Source organism: Flavivirga algicola (genome assembly GCF_012910715.1).
GTDB classification, from domain to species: Bacteria; Bacteroidota; Bacteroidia; order Flavobacteriales; family Flavobacteriaceae; genus Flavivirga; species Flavivirga algicola.
Window position 1 is genome coordinate 36528 of sequence record NZ_JABBHF010000018.1, and the last position, 25803, is coordinate 62330.

The 25803-nt window shown below is 33.1% G+C and carries 16 protein-coding genes and 1 pseudogene; 12 read left to right on the plus strand and 5 right to left on the minus strand.

Annotated features, from left to right (window positions below):
* Nucleotides 1-12 precede the first annotated feature (12 nt).
* Both HHX25_RS20710 and HHX25_RS20715 read left to right on the plus strand, forming a co-directional pair.
* A complete protein-coding gene (locus HHX25_RS20710) occupies nucleotides 13-738 on the plus strand; it encodes a hypothetical protein (RefSeq protein ID WP_169677333.1) in 726 nt (241 codons plus the stop codon).
* A 143-nt stretch (nucleotides 739-881) separates the two neighbouring features.
* Entirely contained in the window at nucleotides 882-2447 is a 1566-nt protein-coding gene (locus tag HHX25_RS20715) for an alpha-L-fucosidase (protein ID WP_169677334.1), read from the plus strand.
* A gap of 195 nt (nucleotides 2448-2642) precedes the next feature.
* On the opposite strand, the gene HHX25_RS20720 is transcribed toward HHX25_RS20715, so the two are convergent.
* On the minus strand, nucleotides 2643-3167 hold the full coding sequence (locus HHX25_RS20720; protein WP_169677335.1) for a hypothetical protein: 525 nt from the start codon (nucleotides 3165-3167) through the stop codon (nucleotides 2643-2645).
* 211 nt (nucleotides 3168-3378) lie between these two features.
* Between HHX25_RS20720 and uvrA the strand changes: the two genes are divergently transcribed.
* The 6 genes from uvrA to HHX25_RS20750 all read left to right on the plus strand — a co-directional run bounded on the left by uvrA (nucleotide 3379) and on the right by HHX25_RS20750 (nucleotide 14679).
* Nucleotides 3379-6210, plus strand: coding sequence for an excinuclease ABC subunit UvrA (gene uvrA, locus HHX25_RS20725; RefSeq protein ID WP_169677363.1), 2832 nt, complete (start codon nucleotides 3379-3381; stop codon nucleotides 6208-6210).
* 79 nt (nucleotides 6211-6289) lie between these two features.
* Nucleotides 6290-6979 carry an LOG family protein gene (locus HHX25_RS20730; protein ID WP_169677336.1) on the plus strand — a complete coding sequence of 230 codons (690 nt, stop codon included), beginning with the start codon at nucleotides 6290-6292 and terminating at the stop codon, nucleotides 6977-6979.
* Nucleotides 6980-7180: 201 nt separating this feature from the next.
* Nucleotides 7181-9934, plus strand: a complete 2754-nt coding sequence (locus HHX25_RS20735) for a gluzincin family metallopeptidase (protein ID WP_317169151.1) — start codon at nucleotides 7181-7183, stop codon at nucleotides 9932-9934.
* A 163-nt stretch (nucleotides 9935-10097) separates the two neighbouring features.
* Complete coding sequence (locus HHX25_RS20740) at nucleotides 10098-12509, plus strand: alpha-ketoacid dehydrogenase subunit alpha/beta (RefSeq protein ID WP_169677337.1); 2412 nt, start codon at nucleotides 10098-10100, stop codon at nucleotides 12507-12509.
* Between the two features lie 93 nt (nucleotides 12510-12602).
* Entirely contained in the window at nucleotides 12603-14207 is a 1605-nt protein-coding gene (locus tag HHX25_RS20745; RefSeq protein ID WP_169677338.1) for a class I SAM-dependent methyltransferase, read from the plus strand.
* A gap of 1 nt (nucleotide 14208) precedes the next feature.
* The gene (locus HHX25_RS20750; RefSeq protein WP_169677339.1) at nucleotides 14209-14679 is read left to right on the plus strand and encodes a hypothetical protein; all 471 of its coding nucleotides are present in this window, start codon (nucleotides 14209-14211) and stop codon (nucleotides 14677-14679) included.
* A gap of 246 nt (nucleotides 14680-14925) precedes the next feature.
* Here the strand turns inward: HHX25_RS20750 and HHX25_RS20755 are convergent, their stop codons facing one another.
* Together HHX25_RS20755 and HHX25_RS20760 are read right to left on the minus strand one after the other, a co-directional pair.
* Complete coding sequence (locus tag HHX25_RS20755; protein WP_169677340.1) at nucleotides 14926-16581, minus strand: energy transducer TonB; 1656 nt, start codon at nucleotides 16579-16581, stop codon at nucleotides 14926-14928.
* A 471-nt stretch (nucleotides 16582-17052) separates the two neighbouring features.
* The gene (locus tag HHX25_RS20760) at nucleotides 17053-18264 is read right to left on the minus strand and encodes a TlpA disulfide reductase family protein (protein WP_169677341.1); all 1212 of its coding nucleotides are present in this window, start codon (nucleotides 18262-18264) and stop codon (nucleotides 17053-17055) included.
* Between the two features lie 154 nt (nucleotides 18265-18418).
* Here HHX25_RS20760 and pheT point away from each other — a divergent pair, with 154 nt between their 5' ends.
* The 3 genes from pheT (at nucleotide 18419) to HHX25_RS20775 (ending at nucleotide 22083) form a co-directional block, all read left to right on the plus strand.
* Nucleotides 18419-20845, plus strand: a complete 2427-nt coding sequence (pheT, locus tag HHX25_RS20765; protein ID WP_169677342.1) for a phenylalanine--tRNA ligase subunit beta — start codon at nucleotides 18419-18421, stop codon at nucleotides 20843-20845.
* Between the two features lie 60 nt (nucleotides 20846-20905).
* Nucleotides 20906-21712 carry a phosphatase PAP2 family protein gene (locus tag HHX25_RS20770; RefSeq protein WP_169677343.1) on the plus strand — a complete coding sequence of 269 codons (807 nt, stop codon included), beginning with the start codon at nucleotides 20906-20908 and terminating at the stop codon, nucleotides 21710-21712.
* A gap of 137 nt (nucleotides 21713-21849) precedes the next feature.
* Nucleotides 21850-22083: a putative signal transducing protein gene (locus HHX25_RS20775; protein ID WP_169677344.1), complete on the plus strand. Its 234-nt coding sequence runs from the start codon at nucleotides 21850-21852 to the stop codon at nucleotides 22081-22083.
* Between the two features lie 101 nt (nucleotides 22084-22184).
* On the opposite strand, the pseudogene HHX25_RS21560 reads toward HHX25_RS20775, so the two are convergent.
* Both HHX25_RS21560 and HHX25_RS20785 read right to left on the minus strand, forming a co-directional pair.
* Nucleotides 22185-22352: pseudogene (locus HHX25_RS21560) on the minus strand (DUF3995 domain-containing protein); the annotation flags it as partial.
* 117 nt (nucleotides 22353-22469) lie between these two features.
* Entirely contained in the window at nucleotides 22470-24095 is a 1626-nt protein-coding gene (locus HHX25_RS20785) for an ABC-F family ATP-binding cassette domain-containing protein (RefSeq protein ID WP_169677346.1), read from the minus strand.
* 286 nt (nucleotides 24096-24381) lie between these two features.
* On the opposite strand from HHX25_RS20785, the gene HHX25_RS20790 reads away from it, so the two are divergent.
* On the plus strand, nucleotides 24382-25800 hold the full coding sequence (locus HHX25_RS20790; RefSeq protein WP_169677347.1) for a TlpA family protein disulfide reductase: 1419 nt from the start codon (nucleotides 24382-24384) through the stop codon (nucleotides 25798-25800).
* Nucleotides 25801-25803 lie beyond the last annotated feature (3 nt).

Consider the following 25803-nt stretch of genomic DNA (forward strand, 5'->3'; position numbering starts at 1 on the left):
CACACAGGTTTTATGACAAAAAAATCAAAGAAAATATTTAAGATTATAACTGGCGTAATCATATTTTTTACTCTACCCAGCTTTTTGCTTTTTGGTTTTTTATTCTTTAAGTACAATGAAGACTTACCCGAGGGCATGCAAGGAAAAGAGGCCGATACTCTAGCTCTCAAAATGCTTAAAGCTTTAGACTATGATGCTTTTAAAAATACCGACTATATTGAATGGACTTTCAAAAAAAGGCGCCATTATGAATGGGACAAGGCAAATCACAATTGTGAAGTTTTCTGGAAAGAATTCAAAGTAAATTTAGATCTAAAGGACCATTCTAAAAGTAAAGCTTACGTGCACAGCTTTAAAGTTGAAAGTGATATGGCTGAAGAGTTAATAACAAAGGCCTTAAATTATTTTAATAACGATTCATTTTGGTTGGTAGCTCCTTATACTGTTTTTGATGAAGGTACAGAGCGGAGACTTGTAAAACTTAAAAATGGCAACAAAGCGCTTTTAGTGACATATACTTCGGGAGGCTCCACGCCAGGAGATTCTTATTTATGGTTACTCGACAGTACAGGCAAGCCAACGGGTTTTAAAATGTGGACATCGCTACTCCCCATTGATGGCCTAGAAGCTTCGTGGAGCGACTGGATGACTACCAAAAGTGGTGCACAATTACCTACATTTCACAAACTACTTGTTTTAGGCCTAGAAATAACTCATATTAAAGGAACTAACGATTAGTATCATATTACTTAAGACCTCCCGTAATATCCCAATTAAAAGCATATAGTAACTTTATTGAACTATTTATACACCATAAAGAACAAAATGGTAAATTTTAAACTAGGCATAAAATCTATTTTTGTGATAAAATGTAGTTTAAAATGAATATCATTAAAAACACCTTTAAAATTGCTTTTCTCCTTATTGTTATATCCTGTCAATCAAAAAAGCAAGAAAACAACAAACCCGACAGCTTATCAAATAACAGCATATTATACAAGCCAAATTGGCAATCGGTGAAAGCATATCAAACACCAGAATGGTTTAACAATGCTAAATTAGGAATCTTTATCCACTGGGGCCCTTATGCCGTACCCGCTTACTGTAACGAATGGTATCCATGTAGAATGTACGATTCAACTTATGTTCGTAATCAAGGGGGCATGACCTGGAATGTTTATCAACATCATAAAGAAACTTATGGTGATCATAAAAAATTTGGGTATAAAGACTTCATCCCTATGTTTAAAGCAGAAAAATTTGATGCAAAAGTATGGCTCGATATTTTTGAGCAGGCAGGTGCAAAATACATTGTACCCGTTGGGGAACACCATGACGGATTTGCTATGTACGCATCAAAAATAACAAAATGGAATAGCTTGAATATGGGCCCCATGAGGGATATAGCAGGCGAATTAGCTAAGGAAACCCGATCAAGAGGACTAAAATTTGGTATGTCTTCGCATTATGCCGAAAACTGGTATTATTATAAATTCGATGAAAAATTTGACACTACAGATCCCGAAAATGTAGGCTTATATGGCCGCCCTCATGAAGAAGGTGTACCTGCAGATGCAGCGTTTTTAAAGCTTTTTGAAAATCGTACAAAGGATATGATCGACCAATATCATCCTGATTTAATTTGGTTTGATGGTGCACTAAATGCACATGAAAATATGACCACTAAATTAGAACTACTATCATACTATTACAACCAAGCAAACGAATGGGGCAAAGAAGTCGTTTTCAATTACAAAAACAATACAAGACATATTTGGCCTGATGGATGTGCCGTTTTAGATATTGAACGAGGTAAATTAAATGATATTAGAAAGGAACCTTGGCAAACAGATACAGCATTAGGCATTTATAATTGGGGGTATACCAATGGCATGATTGTTAAATCTCCAGACCATGTTATTGACGATTTAATAGACATTGTGAGTAAGAACGGAAATTTGCTTTTAAATGTTTCGCCAAAAGCAGATGGCACGATTCCCGAAAAGCAAAAACTTGTGCTTGCGGAGCTTGGCAAATGGTTAAAAGTAAACGGAGAAGCTATTTATAACAGTAGACCTTGGAAAAAATTTGGTGAAGGAGAAACTGTAGAAAATTTAAAACACACACATATGGCAGAGCGCAAAAACCTTGAGCGTGTATTTAAAAGTTCTGATATTCGATTTACATCTAAAGGCAAGGATATTTACGCCATAAGCATGGGTAAACCAGAAAAAGAGATTTTAATCAAATCACTTAAAAAGAAATCACCTCTTTATGATTATAAAATTAGTCATATAGAAATTTTGGGGTCGGATGTAATCCCTGAATATGAAATTCGTGAAGATGGTTTATTGATTAAAATACCTGAAGGGTTTCAAGTATCAAACTATGCTACTAGCTTTAAAATTGCAGGAGGAGATTTAATATATTCAGACTTATCGAAATAACACTAAACATTTAGTTAAATATCCCAAAATCAATTCCATAAGACCTATGCTCTGTAGTATGTAATCTTAAAAACAACAAACTGAAAAAAACAAAACAGCAATCAATTTGATTGCTGTTTTTTACTATTATAAACATAATTCAAATGAGTGTATTTTTTTCAAAAAAACAAATACACATACTAAAAACAAACTTTACTACTTACTTTTTTGTCCTACAAAATTATGGCTTTTCGATTTAAATAATATATTAAAGCTAGTCAGACTACCGTAAATTCTGGTAATATATTGCTGTAAATCTATTTTACCTTGTTCATCAAGGCTGCTCGAGTTTATACGTTGTTCCATAACACGTAACCGATCTCTAACCATCGTTATTTTATGGAAAAAAGTATCTATTGGCAATTCGTAAGATTTTAAACCAGTATCCGCTGGCTCTAAAATAAGCTTGCCTCCTTTATATTTATCTGCAATTGGTACCACTTCACTGATGTCACTCCATTTTTTTAAAATATTTACCAGACTACTTTCAACATCAAAAAAGCTAACGGTATCTACATCGCCATCTGCTGCTTCAATAATATCAAAATCACTGTCTAAATCTATAGTTTCCAATCCCCCTTCAATAAAAGTTACCCAATAATGCTGAGTAGTTACATTAGTGACTACACCTTTACCGTATTCCGAATGATTAATTCTTGAGCCTATTCCTAATAATTTCATTAATTAATTGTTTTTTTATATTTCTGCAGATGCAGAAATCTATTAATGGTTAAACAAAAATATCATCAAAAATAAATATATAAAATTGAAATACAATCTTTCCAGATATTAGATTTAGTTTTAAAACTAAGATTACTACCTACTTAGAAATGCCATAAAACTTCACATGAATTTAACAACTAAAATCGTAACTTCGCAATTTTGCGATTTTATGAGCCAATTTGATGACTTTATTGAAGTAAAAGGTGCCCGCGCACATAATCTAAAAAACATAGATATATCTATTCCCAGAGAAAAACTTGTTGTAATAACAGGATTATCTGGAAGTGGAAAATCGTCCTTAGCCTTCGATACTATTTATGCCGAAGGGCAACGTCGATACATTGAAACATTTTCTGCCTATGCAAGGCAGTTTCTTGGAGGGCTTGAAAGACCTGATGTTGATAAGATTGATGGATTATCCCCTGTTATTGCCATTGAACAAAAAACAACAAGTAAATCGCCACGATCTACGGTAGGAACCATCACCGAGATTTACGATTTTATGCGCTTATTATTTGCACGTGCCAGTGACGCTTACAGTTACAATACAGGAGACAAAATGGTGAGCTATAGCGACGAACAAATCAAGGAACTTATTATTAATGATTTTAGTGGAAAACGTATTAATATATTGGCTCCAGTAATACGTTCTCGTAAAGGCCATTACCGCGAGCTATTCGAACAAATCGCAAAACAAGGTTTTGTTAAGGTAAGAACAGATGGTGAGATTAAAGACCTTACCAAAGGCATGAAACTAGACCGTTATAAAACTCACGATATTGAAATTGTTATAGACAGACTGGTTATTGATACATCGGCAGACAACGATAAGCGTCTTACCGAAACCATCAATACGGCCATGTATCATGGTGAAGACGTCCTCTTGGTCATTGATCAAGACACTAACGAAACCCGCTATTTTAGTAGAAATTTAATGTGCCCCTCTTCTGGAATTTCATACCCGAACCCAGAACCCAACAATTTCTCTTTCAACTCTCCCAAAGGCGCTTGTTCAAACTGTAATGGTATTGGGGAACTATATCAGGTAAACGAAAAAAAAATCATTCCAAATGATAGCCTATCAATAAAAGCTGGAGCACTAGCACCTCATGGACCAGAAAAAAATAGTTGGATCTTTAAACAGCTTCAAACTATTGCGCAGCGTTTTAATTTTAAATTAACCGATCCATACAAAGACATTCCAAAAGAAGCCAAACAAATGATTCTGTATGGTGGAAATGAAAAATTCTCTGTAGAAAGCAAAACACTAGGTGTTACCCGAGATTATAAAATAGATTTTGAAGGTGTTGCTAATTTTATTGAAAACCAATACAAAACAGCCGAATCTACTTCCTTAAAGCGATGGGCAAAAGACTACATGGATAAAATTAAATGTCCAGAATGTCAAGGTTCAAGATTAAAAAAGGAATCACTTTATTTTAAAGTAAATAACAAAAACATAGCCGAACTAGCCAATACAGATGTTGTTGAGCTGGCTTCTTGGTTTAACAACTTGCATAAATATTTATCCGAAAAACAAATCAAAATTGCCGAAGAGATTTTAAAAGAAATAAAATCTAGATTACAATTTTTGTTGGATGTAGGGTTAAATTATTTATCGTTAAACAGAAGCTCAAAATCCTTATCTGGAGGAGAAGCACAACGCATTCGTTTAGCAACTCAAATAGGTTCTCAACTGGTAGGGGTACTATATATTCTGGACGAACCCAGTATTGGCTTACATCAACGCGATAATGAAAAACTAATTAATTCCTTGGTATCACTCCGGGATATTGGAAATTCGGTCATCGTTGTAGAACATGACAAAGACATGATTGAGCGTGCCGATTACGTCATAGATATTGGCCCTAAAGCAGGTAAACATGGTGGAGAAATAATTAGTATTGGCAATCCAGATGAATTAAAAACGCATGAAACCTTAACTGCCGATTACCTAAACGGCAACAAAGAAATTGAAGTCCCCAATAAACGCAGAAAAGGCAACGGAAAATTCCTTGAACTTAATGGATGTACTGGAAATAATTTAAAAAATGTTTCAGTAAAATTCCCATTAGGCAAAATGATAGGAGTCACAGGCGTTTCAGGTAGTGGAAAATCCACATTAATCAACGAAACCCTATACCCTATTTTAAATGCGCACTATTTTAATGGCGTAAAAAAACCTATGCCCTATAAGAGTATCAAAGGTTTAGAGCATATTGACAAAGTCATTGATATTAACCAATCTCCTATTGGTAGAACCCCACGAAGCAACCCAGTCACCTATACGGGTACCTTTAGTGAAATTAGAGCGTTATATGCTAAAATCCCTGAAGCCATGATTCGGGGTTATAAAGCAGGGCGCTTTAGCTTTAATGTTAAAGGCGGTCGTTGTGAAACTTGCCAAGGTGGCGGATTACGAGTTATTGAAATGAATTTTCTTCCAGATGTATATGTTGAGTGCGAAACCTGCCAAGGCAAGCGTTTTAATAGAGAAACCCTGGAGATTCGTTATAAAGGAAAATCAATTAGTGATGTGTTGAACATGACTATTAACGAAGCTGTCTCCTTTTTTGAACACATTCCAAAAATTTATAAAAAACTAAAGACTATTAAGGATGTTGGACTAGGCTACATTACTCTTGGTCAACAAAGTACAACGCTATCTGGCGGAGAAGCACAGCGTATTAAACTGGCAACAGAATTAAGTAAACGTGATACGGGAAACACCTTTTACATACTTGATGAACCCACAACAGGACTGCACTTTGAAGACATTAGAGTACTTATGATCGTACTTAACAAACTAGCAGACAAAGGAAATACAGTCCTTATCATCGAACACAATTTAGACGTTATAAAAACCGTTGACCATATTATCGATGTTGGCTACGAAGGTGGACAAGGTGGTGGACAAATCATTGTAGAGGGATCACCAGAAGAAGTTGTAAAACATAAAAAAAGCCATACTGCCAAATTCCTTAAAAAAGAATTGAACTAGTAAAAAGGTTTAATTTAGAAAAACTGATTTTAAAAAATATAAATACGAAAGAAACAGATAAACGCATAAACTTATACATATGAGAAAAGAACAACACCATAAAGGATGGAATGAAATAAAAACAAACGATTCTTGGGCTATTTTTAAAATAATGGGTGAATTTGTTAATGGTTTTGAAAAAATGAGTAAAATAGGCCCATGTGTGTCTATTTTTGGATCTGCCAGAACAAAACCAGAAGACAGATATTATCAGCTAGCAGAAAAAGTAGCAAAAAAGATTGTAGAAGCTGGTTATGGTGTAATTACTGGTGGAGGCCCAGGAATTATGGAAGCCGGTAACAAAGGAGCCCATTTAGGTGGCGGTACCTCTGTAGGCCTGAATATCGACCTCCCTTTTGAGCAGCATGATAACCCTTATATTGATACAGATAAAAGCTTGGATTTCGATTATTTCTTCGTTCGCAAGGTAATGTTCGTTAAATACTCCCAAGGTTTTGTGGTTATGCCTGGTGGCTTTGGTACTTTAGATGAGTTATTTGAAGCTATGACACTCATACAAACACATAAAATTGGAAAATTCCCAATTATTCTCGTAGGCACCGATTTTTGGGAAGGTTTATTAGATTGGGTAAAAAAGACCTTGCTGGATTCTTTTTCCAATATAAGCCCCAAAGATTTAGATTTAATTCATTTGGTCGATACAGAAGATGAAGTTATAGCCATTCTTGATTCGTTCTATAAAGAATCTGGTTTGAGTCCTAACTTTTAAAGATAACACACCTTTTACGACTAAGTGTTTAGGCACTATATACATTGGTGAATTTTTAAACCACCATATTTTGCTATATTGCAAGGCCTTATTATGAATTATAACCGTTAAATGTTTTATAATATATTGAAATTACATCTTTTTTATTGTACGCTTTGTACCCTAATATGCTTTACTAGTTTTAGCCAAAATAAAATTGATGTGAAAGCGGTTTTTGATATTGAAAATAAGCAGATTAAAATATCACAAACCATTCAATACCAAAACACAACGCAAGATATATTACAGTCCATTTATTTAAACGACTGGAGTAATAGCTATTCAACAAAAAAAACACCGCTAGCCATACGAATTGCCGATGAATATAAAAATGACTTTCATTTAGCAAAAAACAGAGACCGCGGCTATTCTGCCATTACTTCCATTAAACAAAATAATGCCGATTTAGTATTCCAACAACTAAAGGGTCAAATAGATGTTGTTAAAGTTGAATTAAACACGCCATTAAAACCAAATGATTCTTATAAAATTGATTTAGAATATATTGTTCAAATTCCAAACGCCAAATTTACAAGTTATGGCATAACAAATGAGGGTAATTTAAGTTTGAGATATTGGTACATAACACCAGCTGTTTATAATGGTGAGTGGCAATACTATAGTAATAAAAATTTAGATGATTTATACATCCCCAGATCTGATGTTACACTAAAAATCGAACATCCAAACACATATACCCTAACTTCAGAATTAGATTTAATTAAAAAAACACAATTAATTGATAAACAAATAGTTGAACTAAGTGGAAAAAACAGAAACAACAATAAGTTGTTTTTGAGTAAAGGATCAGATTTTAGTACGATACAATCTGATGATTTTTCTATAGTTTCAAACATAAGTGACGAAGGATTAGATGTTATAGACAGAGTTTTAATTACAGAAAAAGTAACAAAGTTTATTTTAAAAAACTTTGGGGAATATCCACACAAGAGACTTTTGCTAACAGAAATTGATAATGTAAAAGATCCTGTTTATGGGGTGAATTTTTTACCTAAATTCATAAAAACATATCCCAATCATTTTCAATACGAACTTAAATTATTAAAAATTGCACTACACAATTATTTAGAAAATACTTTGCTTGTAAATCCAAGAAAAGAACAATGGCTATTAGATGGTATTCAAATTTATTATTTGATGAATTACGTTCAAGAATACTATCCAGACATGAAATTTCTTGGAGCCTTGGCTAATTTCTGGGGGATCAAGTCCTTTCATATTGCAGATATGAAATTTAATGACAAATACACCTTAGCGGCCATGTCTGCTGCTAGAACAAATAGAGACCAGCCGCTTACCATGCAAAAGGACTCCTTACTTAAATTCAACACCAACATAGCTAATAAATACAAGGCAGGTATAGGACTTAAATACTTAGATGATTTTATAAACGAGCAAGTACTAGAAAACAGTATAACATCATTTATATCTGAACATAAGTTAAAACAAACCACAACTAAAGATTTTGAAGCCTATTTAAAATCTAAAACCGAGAAAAACATTGATTGGTTTTTTGAAGATTATTTAGCTACTCGAAAAAAAATAGATTTTAAAATCAAGAAGGTAACCAAAACCGAAGACTCCATTACACTTACTATAAAGAACAAACGAGATAACAAGATGCCTATCTCTTTGTACACTTTAAATAATGATAGTATTATCTCTAAAACATGGATAGAAAATATCATAAAAAGCAAGACACTCACTATTCCTAGGAATAATGCAAATAAACTTGTATTAAACTACGAAAAGTATGTTCCCGAAATCAACTTAAGAGATAATTGGAAATCTTTAAAAGGCTTCTTTTTTAATAATAAACCTTTGCAATTTAGACTTTTCAAGGATATTGAAGACCCGCACTATAATCAAGTATTCCTATTACCTGTTGCCGAATTTAACAATATTTATGACGGGCTCACTTTAGGTATGCGTGCTTATAATACAACGATTCTAAGAAAACTTTTCAATTACAAAATTGAGCCATCCTATGGTTTTAAATCCAAATCGTTGACTGGCTCTGCTTCCTTATATAAAATACATTATTTCGACAATGATCTATTTGCTATTAATTATGGTATCGTAGGTAGTTATACATCCTATGCCGAAGACTTGTTTGTTAGACAAATAAAGCCTTCCGTAACATTGTATTTCAGAAGAAATAGTGATTTACGTTCAAACAAAAGGCAAACATTAAGATTTAGATATTTAGATATACAGAGGGATGAAGATGTTAACAATGTCTCCCCTACTTTTAGGCCCAACTACAAGCTTTTCAATATTCGTTATAGAAATTCAGACGATAACCTCATAAACTTTAATAAATGGTACACCGACTTTCAAATCGGTGAAAAATTTAGCAAAATTGCTTTCAATTATGAATATAGGCGTCTGTTTCAAAGTAATAGACAATTAAATCTGCGTATGTTTGCGGGGGCTTTTTTAAAAAACAAAACAGATATCACTTCAGACTATTTCAGCTTTGCTTTAGACAGACCAACGGATTACCTATTCGATCTTCCTTATTTAGGGCGCTCTGAAGCCTCTGGCATTTTTAGTCAACAATACATTGATGCCGAAGGTGGGTTTAAATCTAAATTAGAAACACCTTTTGCCAACCAATGGATTGCTACATTTAATGCAAGTACCACACTATGGAAATATGTATTGGCATACGGAGATATTGGTCTCGTTAAAAACAAATTTAGTGATCCTTATTTTGCATATGACTCAGGAGTAAGAATTAACTTGGTTACCGATTATTTCGAAATTTATTTTCCCATATATTCTAATCTTGGTTGGGAAATAGGGCAACCTAATTATGATGAAAAAATCAGATTTAAATTTACTGTAGACCCACAAATACTTTTAGGTTTATTTAGAAGGCGCTGGTACTAATATTTTAGTGAATTTTTACTTTTAATCGATTTTTGTTAAATTATTATCATTTAAATTTATTTTTTTTAGATATTTTTAACAATACAACAAGTATTTATACTCCAAAATAATTGCAAAAATGACATGTTTTAACTACTTTTGCACGAGCAAAAAGCACAGCTAAATGCAAACCATTCCAAATTTGAAGACCGACATATCGTTTGATGATTTTAAAGCAGAAGTTCTAAACGACTACAGAATCGCTATAAAAAGTCGTGAATGTAGTTTACTTGGCAGGCGTGAAGTTTTAACTGGAAAAGCCAAATTTGGAATTTTTGGAGACGGTAAAGAAGTACCGCAATTAGCCATGGCTAAAGCTTTTTTAAAAGGTGATTGGAGATCTGGCTACTACAGAGATCAAACATTTATGATGGCTATTGGTGAACTAACTATTGAACAATTTTTTGCTGGTCTATATGCTAACACCAATTTAGAATTAGAACCCATGTCGGCTGGTCGTCAAATGGGCGGGCATTTTGTAACGCATAGTTTAAACGAAGATGGTAGCTGGAAAGACCTTACCAAGCAGTACAACTCAAGTGCAGACATTTCGCCTACTGCAGGACAGATGCCTCGCCTGTTAGGTTTAGCCCAAGCCTCAAAAATCTTTAGAAATGTTGATAACATTAACGCTAATAACTTCTCCATTAATGGAAATGAAGTTGCTTGGGGTACTATAGGAAATGCAAGTACTAGTGAAGGTTTGTTTTTTGAAACCATTAATGCTGCTGGTGTTTTACAAGTACCTATGGTTATAAGCATATGGGATGACGAATATGGCATTTCTGTACATGCAAAGCACCAGACAACCAAAGAAGATATATCTGAGATTTTGAAAGGGTTTCAGAGAGATGACAAACATAAAGGTTATGAGATTTTACGTGTAAAAGGTTGGGATTATGCAAATCTTATAGAAACATACCAAGAAGCTTCTAATATAGCCAGAGAAGAACACGTACCAGTACTAATTCATGTATTAGAACTAACACAACCACAAGGGCATTCGACTTCAGGCTCTCATGAAAGATACAAAACAGCAGAACGCTTAAAATGGGAAATCCAACACGATTGTAACTTAAAATTTCGTGAATGGATAATAGAAAGCGGTATAGCTACCAATGAAACGCTTACCGATATAGAAAGAACCATTAAAAGAGATGTTCGAGAAGCTAAAAAGAAAGCATGGAATACTTTTTTAAAACCTATCATAAAAGATAAACAAGAGTTAATTTCCCTATTAACGCAGGTCGCTTCATCTAGCCCTAATAAGGCATTCATTTCTAAAATAAAAGATGAGCTTACCCGCATCGATGAACCAACCAGAAAAGACATCCTATCGAACGCAAGAAAAGCCTTAAGGTATGTTATAGGAGAATCTTCTAAGGAAAAGCAGCAACTTAGCGATTGGATTAACAACATTTTTGAAAAGATCCAACCCGATTTCAGTTCTCATCTGTATTCTGAAACTGACAGATCGAACATTCTGGTAAAAGAAGTAAAGCCCACTTACGACAATGATGCAACTCAGGTTGATGCCCGTATCATTCTACGGGATAATTTTGATATTATTTTTAGTAATCACCCAGAAGCATTGGTTTTTGGAGAAGATACAGGTAATATTGGTGATGTAAATCAGGGATTGGAAGGCTTACAAGAAAAACATGGGGAATTGCGCATTGCTGATGCTGGTATACGAGAAGCAACCATTATTGGGCAAGGGATAGGCATGTCATTACGTGGCTTGAGACCTATTGCCGAGATTCAATATCTGGACTATATTTTATATGCACTTCAAATTATTAGTGATGATTTAGCAACCTTACACTACAGAACAAAAGGCAAACAAAAAGCGCCTTTAATAATAAGAACCAGAGGGCATAGACTTGAAGGTATCTGGCATTCTGGCTCTCAAATGGGTGGTATTTTAAACTTAGTAAGAGGCGTACATGTTTTAGTGCCACGAAATATGACCAAAGCTGCTGGTTTTTATAATACGCTTTTACAAGGTGACGACCCAGCTATTGTTATTGAATGCCTTAACGGATACAGACTAAAAGAAAAGATGCCTAACAACTTAAACGCTATTAAAACACCTATTGGTGTTGTTGAGACCGTTAAGGAAGGTACAGATATCACCTTAGTATCTTACGGGTCTACCTTACGCATAGTCGAACAAACAGCAAAAGATCTTTTAGCAATTGGTATCGATGTAGAAATTATAGATGTACAATCTTTGTTACCTTTTGATTTAAATCATGACATCGTAAAGAGCGTAGCAAAAACAAATCGTGTTATGATTATCGATGAAGATGTCCCAGGTGGTGCTTCTGCATACATTTTAAACGAAATATTAAACATTCAAAATGCCTATCAATACCTAGATAGTCAACCAAAAACACTTACTGCAAAGGCGCATAGACCTGCTTATGGAAATGATGGTGACTATTTTTCAAAACCTTCGGCAGAAGACATTTTTGAAGCTGTTTATGATGTGATGCATGAATTGAACCCTACAGATTTTCCAAAGCTTAGATAGCTCAAAAAACAAAATATTCTTAAAAGCCCTTCCTATTTAAATTGGTAGGGTTTTTCTTTTTATATTTATATTATAGACCAAATAACCTATCATATGCTAACAAAGCTAGACAAAGAGCAATTTAGAAGCACTATTTTTAGACATCTGGATGGCATAGCTACAGCAACTACTGCTTATTCGCTTCACAAAAAAGGAGTGCTCCAATATTTGTTGAGCCATAAAAAATCTAGTATAGAAAATCTGTCTAAAACATTTAATGCAAACGAAGGCTACCTTAATGTAGGCTTGCGTGTACTATCCTCTCAAGGCTGGCTGAACATGCATATTAACACCTCCAACAACACAGTTCATTACGAAACCAATCCAAAAAGTGAAAGGGCTTTTAAGTTAACCCCTATTTATACTGATGCTGTTAGTTTATTAAACTACTCGGTTAAATTTCCAGAAGAAGGTATTGGCCCTGATGCTTTCAATGTGTTAGAAAAAATATTTATAAAATATAAACAAAATTTCGGGCTTTCTACAGCCAAAACCAACGCTATTGAACACCAGGTACTAAAACATATAGAAGGTGTTATAGCAGCACCTATCATCGTGTTATTAGGCCTTAATGGTTTTTTCCATAAATACTTCATGGAAGCCTCTTTTAGGGCTGAAGAATATCATAAAAACCCTGAAAGTTTCAAAAAAATACTTGATTTTTTATCGCACCTAGGTTGGTTTACCAAAAAGAAAGACACATATCGGTTTACCGACAAAGGGTTATTTTTTGCAAAACGAGCCAGTGCATACGGCGTTACGGTTTCATACTTACCAACATTTATGAAATTAGATGAACTTATTTTTGGAAACCCATTAGTGCTAAAAACAAGTTCGCAAGATGAAAAAGAAAAACACGTAGATAGAGAAATGAATGTTTGGGGAAGCGGTGGTGCACATGCAACCTACTTTAAAATAATAGATGATGTTATTATTGAGTTGTTCAATAAACCCATTGACGAACAGCCTAAGGGAATTTTAGATATGGGCTGTGGTAATGGGGCTTTTATCCAGCATATTTTTGATGTTATCGAATTTAAAACATCAAGAGGTAAAGTGCTTGATGAATATCCACTATTACTAGTTGGTGCTGATTTTAATCAAGCCGCCTTAAAGGTAACCAGAGCAAATTTAATTAAAGCAGATATTTGGGCAAAGGTCATTTGGGGCAACATTGGCAGACCCGATTTACTGGCAAAAGATTTAAAAGAAGACTATAATATCGATTTAAAAGATTTATTAAACGTTAGAACCTTTTTAGACCATAACCGCATATGGGAATCTCCAAAGCAAAATTCAGGCAGAATAAGCTACTCTACAGGAGCTTATAGCTTTGAAGGCAAGCGTATTGGCAATAATTTAGTAGAAAGTTCTTTACTGGAACATTTACAAAAATGGAAACCCTATGTAGAACGATTTGGTCTGTTAATTATAGAATTACACACTATAGGTCCGAAATTGACTGCCAATAATTTGGGAAAAACAGCTGCCACAGCTTATGATGCCACACATGGTTATAGCGATCAATATATTCTGGAAGTAGACATTTTTAATAAAGTGGCTACAGAAGCTGGCCTAAAACCAGACCTTAATTATTTTACAACATTTCCCAATAACGAATTAGCTACAGTAAGCATCAACTTATTAAAAGGACACTAAAATGAAAGCGGTAACATTAAGAGAAATTAAGCAAGAATTAAATACGCTTTCAACACAAGAGATTCAAGAGCTTTGCCTACGCCTATCACGGTTTAAAAAGGAAAACAAAGAGCTTCTAACCTATTTACTCTTTGAGTCCCATAATGAATCTGGCTATATTGAAAGTATAAAAAGCTATATAGACGAAGCATTTGAATCGATTAACAGAGATAGTTATTTTTATATTAGAAAAAGTGTTCGGAAAATTTTAAGAAACATTAAAAAATACATTCGCTATTCGCAAAACAAAGAAACAGAAGTGGAACTCCTTCTCTACTTCTGCCAGAAATTAAAAGATTTCACGCCTAGCATTAACAAAAGTGTCCAACTACAAAACATGTATAACAGACAGTTGTTACTTTCTAAAAAAATCATCTCAAAATTGCATGAAGATTTGCAATATGATTATAATTTGATGATTAATAATTTATAAACGGTCAAGATTTTTTTGTGGATATAATATATTTAAATTTTAAAGCTAAATTCTATTTAACATCATATTCAAATAGTTAATAAAAAAACATATCTATGCTCCCCCCCTTTTACTATTTTTAGTTATATGTACTTATAAAAAGCCACCTGCACAGATCTCGTGTTAGAATTAAATATAAATGGTTTTATATCGAAATAACAAATGCAATTGAAAATAAATCATTCTAAGAAAGCTATACTATAAGCCTTACAAACTCTTAAAAGCGATAGGAATCCCGTAAGCTACCGTAACTGGCTGTCCTTGTTTTTCACCAGGGCGCATTTTAGGCAATAATTTAATAATACGCTCAGCTTCTTCTTGTAAACTTTTATCCGGCCCTCTTGATTGGATTTTGCTGACATTACCATTAGAATCTATATTAAATAAAACTAAAACACGTCCCTCTATATTATTTTGCTGCGCTTCTTCTGGATAATGAAAATTTTTGGCTATATGAGATCGCATTTTCTTTTTAAAACATTCCTTTGATTCTTCTTTTGTTGCCCTTTCACACCCTGGTAATGTAGGCGCTTTTTCAACAAGGTCAAAAGGCATAGCAACATTTTTATCTATTACAGCATTCTTTTTAGCTTTTTTATTCTCCAATTCTACTTTTTTAGCATCTGCAATAAGTATTTTTAACTGATTACCCTTAGAAAACATGTTTAAAAATTCTTTGCTAGAATACCAATTTTCCAAGGCCGCATTGTTACCACTGTCTTTTGATAACACATACCCTAAACAATTTTTGAAATGTACATCAGTAATTTTAATTTTCTCTAAATTTTCTTGATTCGCCTGGATTTTTCCCTCAAATATAACTGCAGGTTTAAAACCAGAAATCATACTATTCTTTATGTTAAGTAAAGTATGATGTCCCACATAAACACCCTCCTTTATCAACCCAGCTTGAATATCAAATTCTAAATCTCTACTATAATTGATTAATTTCAGATTTTCAGCAACTAAACTTGTTCCTTTTTTAGAAAAATCGACATCTTCTTTTTTATCATAAGATTTTAAGTTTATACATCTTGCCCCTCTACTGTTGGACGTGTAAGGAAATCTAATAGATAATGAATTATCCAACTTCGATTTAGCACCAAAATTAAGACTAAAATCATTTCCACTAGACTTATAAGAAACCATATTTTTTAAATTGACTTCTCCACCCCAAATTTTAAAAGAATCTCCAGCAGAATAACTTACCATTACGTTTTCTATAATAGTTTCACTACCTACACCTGCTAATAATAAACCACTAAAACTACCACTAGATGAGTACTCCTTTTTACCTGCATATTCTATTCTTACAAATTTTAATATACCAGAGTTACTTACAACATTTTCGCCTCCATAATTGGTGTTCTTATAAAGTTTAGGGTCTAATTCCGAATAAAGGGAAGAAACAGAAGCTCTTCCAAACCTATTTGAAGGCCCATCTCCTAATAAAACAATACCTCCCCAATCTCCAGCTTTTTTAACACTTCTATTTGATGTAAAAACGATAGGGTCTGTTTCTAAACCATCAGCAATGATAGTTCCCCCTTTAGCTATCGTTAAAGATCCTTTTGTTTTATAATCTCCAATTATTACTGTACCAGGTTCTATAGTTAGTGTAACACCTTCTTTTACAAAAACATGGCCTAACAATAAATACGTTTCTCTTTTAGAAAGCGTTAGATCTTCAGCAATTTCACCTGCTAATATCTGAGAAGGCTCATTATTCTCGGTTAAATTTGGCTTAAAGTCCGTCCAATGCTTTAACCATTCATTCTTTGTTATTATTTCTTCTTCCTGCTGAGCATTTGCACTATAAATTAGCAAAAAAAAGACCCAAAATATTGTTAAATAATTTTTCATGTTAAATAATTGTTAATAATAGCACGCTCCAAACCTACAATTATAATCCATGAAATGCAAATTTTATCGACAAAATACACTATAAATAAAAATTTTAGCATATTTTATTCGAAATTAAGATGTTTTATTGGTTACATTTTGGTCGATTTTTTGAAGCCATTGCTCCTAAAAAACATATTATTTTTTAGTTTATGAATACATTACAAATTCTTGTAAAAGAAACAACTATGGCAATAAAGATGTTAAAAAACACTACAATATAAAACCATAGACGTTGTAAATTGTATTAGTAAGGCTATACAAACAAAGGGGGAAAACAAAGCAATTTTCCACGTCTCTCAATGCGATCAAGCTACTAACTAAAAACACTTATTCGTTTTTTAACTTTTACATAACTTTTTACGCTAAAAAAATAATAGGACTTCATAAAACTTAGAAAACAAATACAGCCAAGGTATTATGCCTTCTCAATTATTCGCTAAGCAACTCATTAACAAATGCCTCAAACTCCTTTTTAAAAACCTGGTATTTCTCTCCTGTAGCCGGACCATTAAAACCAGTATGAATCTTCCTAACTACATCTTTTTTATCAATAAAAATAGTCGTTGGATAGGACAGCACATGATTCAGCATAGGTAGCTTTTCTTGCGCCTTAACTTTACTGGCAGAACCGTACTGCGCTAACAAAACTGGGTAAGTAATACCTGTTTTATCCTTTAAACGTTTGATGTTTTTAAAAGCTGTTTCTTCGGTTTTTACATACTCAAAAGCCAAAGCTACTATCTCTAGATCTTTATCTTGATTGTTTTTATAAAATTCTGAATAAAATTTACTCTCGTCCAAACAATTTGGACACCAAGTTCCCATAATCTGTACCAAAACAACTTTATCCTTAAAACGAGTATCATGTAAAGAAACCATTTCTCCATTTTCATCAGGGAATGAAAATTCTAATTTGTCATAACCTTCTTTTAAAAAAGTAAGACTATCTGCATCTGGCAATTCATAAATAGCATTACGTTTAGCAACAAAAGACTCTTGAAAATGATTTCCAGAGTAAAAAGTGCCAAGCATCGTACTATCAGTCACCGTAGCAGTGAATAAAAAAGCATGTGCTCCGTCAAAAGTTGACAGTTTAAGCTGGTTACCGTCCATAACCCCTTCTAAATAACGATAATCGCCCGTTGTTGTTCTAAAAGTTCCTGTAACTATATCTTGTTCCTGACTAAAAATACCCTTTGAAAAATATTTGTCTTCTTCTGAATCTGGACTAAAAACAGTTTCCCAACTACCAGAAATATCATGCTTAGCACTTTCTTCTACGGTAAATCTTACCGCATTCTTTTCTGCAGAAAATAACATCTTTCTATTCAGTTCTGTTTTTACAAAACTTCCTAAAAGCTTATCCTTTTTTATTTTAGCTACTAAGTACCCTTCAAAAATAGGCATTTTTATATAGACCGAGTCCTTTTTATAAGTAATGGCATCAACTTCAATGACTTCATCAGCATTGAAAATATATAGCTTGTTTTCAGAAATCACTTCAAAATTAAACGGTAAATCTTCAACTTCATTTACTTTTAGTAAAGCACGGTACCTTCCCTTCTCTAATTTATTTATTTTAACCTTTTGTGTGCAGGCAAAAACTAAAAAAGCTAATAACCCGATGGCCATATATCTCATATAAAGATCATTTGAATTACATTATTCGAAATAACAACATATTACCAACAAATAAAAGATAATAATTCTGCTTTTTAAGCTTACAAATTACGAGCAATGTTTGAATGCTAGCTTCAATATTTTATCTTTGCACTCTTAAAATAGCAATTTTTTTATGAAAATTTCTTACAACTGGCTAAAGCAGTTTTTAAAAACGGAATGGACACCCGAACAAACTAGCGAATTACTTACAGATTTAGGACTTGAAGTTGAAGGTATTGAAAGCTATCAGTCTGTTAAAGGAGGGCTGGAAGGTGTTGTTGTTGGGGAGGTTTTAACTTGTATAAAGCACCCGAATGCAGATAAGCTAAAAATTACCACAGTAAATATAGGTGGTGATGCGCCTTTGCAAATAGTTTGTGGTGCTCCAAACGTGGCTGCTGGTCAAAAAGTACCTGTTGCTACCATTGGTACTACTTTGTATACAGAAGAAGGGGAATCCTGGACCATAAAAAAAGGAAAAATACGAGGTGAGGAAAGTCATGGAATGATTTGTGCCGAAGATGAGCTTGGCTTAGGAAAATCGCACGACGGTATTATGGTTCTAAAAAACACCGTTAAAGTTGGAACGCTGGCTTCAGATATTTTTGAAATTGAAAACGATCAAGTGTTCGAAATTGGCCTAACCCCTAATAGAGCTGATGCCATGAGCCATTTAGGTACGGCTCGCGACTTAAAAGCTGGTTTATTACAAAAAGATATTAATTTAGAACTTATTACTCCTTCGGTAAGCGCATTTCGTATAGATAACCGCACCCTGAAAATTGATATAGACGTAAAAAACAAAGATCTAGCACCCCGCTACTGTGGTGTTACCATATCTGGACTAAAAGTTAAAGAGTCCCCCAGCTGGTTACAACACCGATTAAAAGCTATTGGTTTAAGCCCCATAAACAATATCGTCGATGCTACAAATTATGTATTGCATGAGTTAGGACAACCCTTGCATGCCTTTGATGCCGTAAAAATTGCAGGTAATAAAGTTGAAGTAAAAACATTGGGAAAAGGCACCAAATTCACAACTTTAGATGGTATAGAGCGTGAATTGCACGAAGACGATTTAATGATCTGTGATGCCGAAAAACCAATGTGTATTGCTGGTGTTTTCGGCGGCATTGGTTCTGGAGTCACAGAAACCACAACTAGCATCTTTTTAGAAAGTGCTTATTTCAACCCTGTTAGTATTCGTAAATCTGCTAAAAGACACGGATTAAATACGGATGCTTCTTTTAGATTCGAGCGTGGCATAGACCCTAACATTACGGAATATGCATTAAAACGTGCCGCATTATTAATTCAAGAAATAGCAGGTGGTGAAATTACTAGTGACTTGGTTGATCTTTATCCGAATAAAATTAAAGATTTTGAGGTTAGATTAAGTTTCGAGAATGCAAAAAAACTTATTGGAGAAGAGATCCCAAAAGAAATCATTAAACGTATATTATCGTCATTAGACATTAAAGTAAATAATGTTACCGAAGCTGGTCTTGGTTTAACCGTTCCTGCTTATAGAAATGACGTACAAAGGGAAGCAGATATTATAGAAGAGGTATTGCGTGTATATGGTTACAATAATATTAAAACGACCAAAAAGTTAAACGCTTCCATTTCTGGTGTATCAAAATTTGAAGATTATAAAATACAAAACGTTATAGGAAATCAATTGGTTTCGCAAGGGTTCTATGAAATTCTTTCTAATTCATTAACAACTCCTAATTATACATCCTTAAGTGAACAATTAAAGGAAGCGTACCATGTTAATATCCTAAATGCTTTAAGTAATGATCTGTCTGTTTTAAGACAATCACTATTGTTTTCTGGTTTAGAAGCTATCTCTTTTAACATCAACAGAAAGCGAGCAGATTTAAAATTGTTTGAATACGGCAAAACCTATCATGATTTTGGTGATCAAAGAGAAGAATTCAAGCATTTATCGCTTTTTGTAACTGGGAGCCAAAAATCAGAAAATTGGCATAGTCCAAACAAAAAAAGTGATTTCTTTTTAATTAAGGGCTATATTATCGCTGTGTTGCAACGATTAGGTATTTCAAGATTCAATGAAACACCTGTTGCAAATGATTTTTTTAGTGAAGGATTAGAACTTAATCAAGGAAAAACCAAATTGGTTGATTTTGGATTAATAAAAAAACCGATATTAAAGCATTTTGATATTTCTCAAGATGTACTTTTCGCAAATTTTAATTGGGATGCTATTCTAGATTTAGTGAAACATAACAAAATTAAGTTTAAGCCCATTCCAAAATATCCAGAAGTACGACGTGATTTTGCTTTATTATTAGATGATGAAGTTACTTTTGAATCTATTTATAAAATTGCAAGACAAAGTGAGAAAAAGCTATTAAAAGATATTAATTTATTTGATGTTTATCAAGGCAAGAACTTGCCGAAAGGGAAAAAGAGTTACGCCGTTAGCTTTACATTTCAAGACGAAAACAAAACCCTTACCGATAAGCAAATAGACAAAGTAATGGATAAGCTACAAGGTAACTTTAAGAAGCAACTTGGTGCGGAACTAAGATGATAATATGGTATGTTACAAAAGGTTTTCTTTCTAATAGTTATATTTCTGGCCTCTCTCGAATTGAGTGCGCAAGAAACAACCTTAGAATTAGAAAAATCTAAAGATACGTCTTCCATAGGTCAATTAGCAGCCTACGATGCTAAACAAACTCTTTTAGGTATAAAGCATACTTTTACAAGACCTTTTCATTGGAAAAAGAAGGACTTTGCAACTATAGGCACTGTAGCTCTTGGAGCCTTTGCACTTTCTACTATAGATGATGAAGGTAGTACTTTCTTTATTCGCCAAGAACCAGATGTGCCAAACATATTTCAAGAAGCAGGCACTCGGTTTGGAAGCCCACAAGTTTATTTTATTGCGAATGCTGGGCTTTATGGCTTTGGACTATTTACAAAAAATGAAAAGATTAGGAAGACGAGTGTTTTAATAATTTCATCTTCATTTACCACAGGTGTCATACAAAGCCTAAGTAAAACGGCTTTTGGTAGGGCTCGCCCAGGAAACGGTTATAAAAGCACAGAATTCAGGTTTTGGTCAAAAGAAGCGCAATTTCATTCATTTCCATCTGGACATACTGTTTTATCTATAACAATGGCCCATGCTATTGCTAAGCAATTTGATAATGTATGGCACAAAGCTGGAATATATACATTAGGTTCAATAGCACCAGTTTCAAGACTATTTTCAGGCGTCCACTGGCTTACAGATGTTGCCATGGGAGCTGTTCTAAGTATTGCTGTTGTAGATGCTGTAGATAAGTTCTTATTCAACACAAAGGCATATCATGGCACTGCAAAAGAAAAGAATCGTATTTCCTGGAGATTTCGCTTTACTGGAAATAAAATTGGGATTGCAGGCACATTTTAGTTACTTTCTTTTCTACATAAATATTCCTATTTGTACATGCAAAATCTATAGGTAAATTAAAAATTAAAACCCCATTATTTCTGGGATTTTAATTTAAAATTTCGTAACTTTAAAATGCACCTATAAATCCATTCTTTATGAAAGATTCTAATTATATAAAAATATTTACAGGAAATTTTATGATTGTTCAACGCATTATTAGTGAGTTAAAAGCTATTAATATTAATGCTATTATTAAAGACCCAGCCGAATCTGCACGCTTAAGTGGTTATGCTGCTGGTATATTGCCAGGTTTCCAAGAAGTTTTTGTGAATAAAGATGAGCTTGACATGGCTGTTCCTATTGTTGAAAGCATAAACTCTGAGTTCTAAGGTATAACAGGATTACAAAATTTCTAATAAAGAATTTCTTAAAACGAACTATCCTCGAGGCAGAGTCTCGGAGAATTCTTTTCTATTAAATAACAATAATGCTAATCGAAGCGCATAAAGGCGAGTAAAATTTTGTGTCTAGCTTCCCAAAAGGCGTATGTTTTTATTTTTTTGAAAAAACCAATATATTTAAATTCACCAATAGCTCTTAGAATAAATACGATAGATATTATCCAGCTTCCGTATTTAAAGATCCTATCGGGCACATTAAAATTTACAACTTCAGTTTAACAGATAAAATAGGGCAAAGCTTATAAGCCCAAATTCAACAATAGCACTATCTATTCTTTAGGATAATACTATCCATAAATTATAAATAGTATCCGTTAAGCTGTAACCGAATACATTTTGTTGCGCAATTCTTTAATTTTAGCATCCTGCATGTATTCATCGAATGTTGTGTATCTATCAATAATACCATTTGGTGTTAGCTCTACCACTCTATTGGCCACAGTTTGCGCAAATTCATGATCGTGCGTCGTGAATAAGATCGTTCCTTTAAAGTTTTTAAGTGAATTATTAAAAGCCGTGATACTCTCTAAGTCTAAATGGTTTGTAGGTTCATCTAATTGAAGCACATTAGCTCTTGTCATCATCATTCTAGATAGCATACAACGTACTTTCTCTCCTCCAGATAATACAGATGATTTTTTAAAGGCTTCCTCCCCACTAAAAATCATTTTTCCCAAAAAACCACGGATATTAACCTCTTCTCTCTCCTCCTCTGTTTGTGCCCACTGACGCAACCAATCAATTAAATTTAAATCATTATTAAAAAATTCGCTATTATCTAATGGTAAATAAGACTGCGTTGTTGTAATTCCCCAGGCAAATTTACCTGCGTCTGCCTTCTCTCTATCATTTAATATTTGATAAAAAGCTGTTGTTGCTCTGGAATCTCTAGAAAAAACTACAACTTTATCACCTTTTGCCAGATTTAAATCTATATTCTTAAACAAAGTATCTCCATCTGCAGATGCCGCCAAACCTTCAATATTTAAAATCTGATCTCCAGCCTCTCTGTCACGCTCAAAAATAATTGCAGGATAACGACGTGAAGTAGGTTTTATATCATTAATATTTAGCTTATCAATCATCTTTTTTCTACTAGTTGCCTGTTTACTTTTTGCTACGTTGGCAGAAAAACGTCTGATAAATTCTTCTAATTCTTTTTTCTTTTCTTCAGCCTTTTTATTTTGCTGCGCACGTTGACGAGCTGCTAACTGTGATGATTCATACCAAAAAGTATAGTTACCCGAAAAGTGATTTATTTTTCCAAAATCTATATCAGAAATATGAGTACACACAGCATCTAAAAAGTGACGGTCGTGTGATACAACTATAACGCAATTGTCATAGTTTGCCAAGAAATTTTCAAGCCATGCAATAGTTTCATAATCCAAGTCATTAGTTGGCTCATCCATAATTAAGACATCTGGATTCCCAAACAACGCCTGTGCTAACAAAACACGTACTTTTTGTTTTCCATCCAAATCACTCATTAATGTGTAATGAAATTCTTCCTTTATACCCAAGTTAGATAACATAGCAGCCGCATCACTATCTGCATTCCAGCCATTCATTTCTTCAAATTGCACTTGAAGCTCACCTATTTTTTCAGCATTTTCGTCCGAATAATCGGCATAGAGCGCATCCATTTCAGATTTTATCTTAAACAAAGGTTTATTACCCATTAAAACAGTTTCTAAAACAGTGTGTTCGTCATACAAATTATGATTCTGTTCTAACACAGACATGCGTTTTCCTGATTCTAAGGAAACATGACCAGATGTAGCTTCTTGCTTACCAGAAAGTATTTTTAAAAATGTTGACTTTCCTGAACCATTGGCACCAATAATTCCGTAGCAATTACCATTATTAAAGGTCGTATTAACTTCATCAAAAAGAATGCGTTTTCCAAATTGAACTGAAAGATTTGATACTGATAGCATATAGCGTTATTTTTATTTACTCAGATATTTAATTTAATAAATCAGGGCTTTATAAACTTACTAAAATGATAAGATTTACTCCTTGACATAAGCCTTAATCTGTAAGTTTTTGCAAAAGTAGAAAATTCAAAGGTTACAAAGAAACTTAGCTATGTTCTTTTTTAATAAAAAAGTTTCCTTTTATTCAGCTATAGTAATATTTAACAACGCATTAACAGCACTTTATAAATACAACACATATTTTTGTACAATAATTTGTATTATTTAATACTATTAGGGGGATTTTATGAAGTTATACTTTTCGATAATATTAACACTATTAACACTTTTAGGCTGTAAAAATAAAAGTGAAGCGGAATATAATTACGCATACATTGGTGGCGAAATTATTAATCCAACTGCTAATTATGTCGTATTATTAAAGCTTGAAGAGACTATAGATACTATAAAACTAGATAATAGAAACAGATTTTTATACAAGATCCATGATCTTGAAGAAGGTTTATATTCATTTAGACATGGTTATGAGTATCAAATGATATTATTAGAGCCAAAAGATAGTGTTCTTTTTAGGCTAAATACTTTAGATTTTGATGAATCACTTGTTTTTACAGGTAAAGGGGCTAAAAAAAATAACTATTTAATAAATGAGTTTTTAGAAAATGAAATTGAGGAAAAACATATTTTTAAACTGTGTCAATTAACCCCTATGGTTTATCAAAACCATATAGATTCATTAAAAACCTTAAAGGTTAAAAAATTTGAAACCTTTAAAAAAAAGTATGAAACCTCCCCTCTATTCGAAAAAATTGCACGAGCCAATATAGATTATGATTATTATTCTAGTAAAGAAGTATATCCGTTTGTTCATTATGGTAAAAATAAAGGAGATATTCTAAAATCGCTCCCAGAAGATTTTTATAGTTACAGAAAAGATATCAATTACAATGATGACTTATCTATTCATTACTATAAATACAATAAGTTTTTAAAATACACCTTCAGTAATATTTCTTTGAAAGAACACTACGTTCATTCTAAAAACAAACATTTTAACAGGTATTCGTTGTGCTATAATCTAGATAAATTAAAACTTATTGATAGCTTAGTAACAAATACTTCTATAAAAGACGGTTTGCTTTATGATCTAACTATGAATTATGTATCAAAAAACAAGCATGTAGAGAATAATAATATTGTTTTAAAATCTTATTTAAGTAAAGCCAAAGATGAAAAAAGAAAACAGAAGATGATAAGCTTTACAAACTCATTAAACGCGTTGAAAATTGGTTCTAACATTCCCAATATTGCACTCGTTAATCATGAAAATGCAGAAGTTGACATAGGTACAATTATAGATGCTCCCACGGTTATAAGCTTTTGGTCTCATACTTACCATGAACATTTTAAAGATAGTCATAAAGAGATAAAAAAACTAAAGGTAAAGTATCCTGAAGTTGTTTTTATTACTATCAATATTGATGATTATGGGCTAGAGAAATCTAAAAAATCATTAAAAAGAAATAAATTTTCTTGCCATAATGAATATATATTTAAAAACCCCAAAGAAGCTACCAAAACTCTGGCCATTCACCCTATGACAAAGGCCATAATCGTTGATCAAGATAAAAAAATAGTGAATAACAATACGAATATTTTTTCTGTAAAATTCGAAAAACAGCTCTTAGGCTTAATAAATCAATAATAA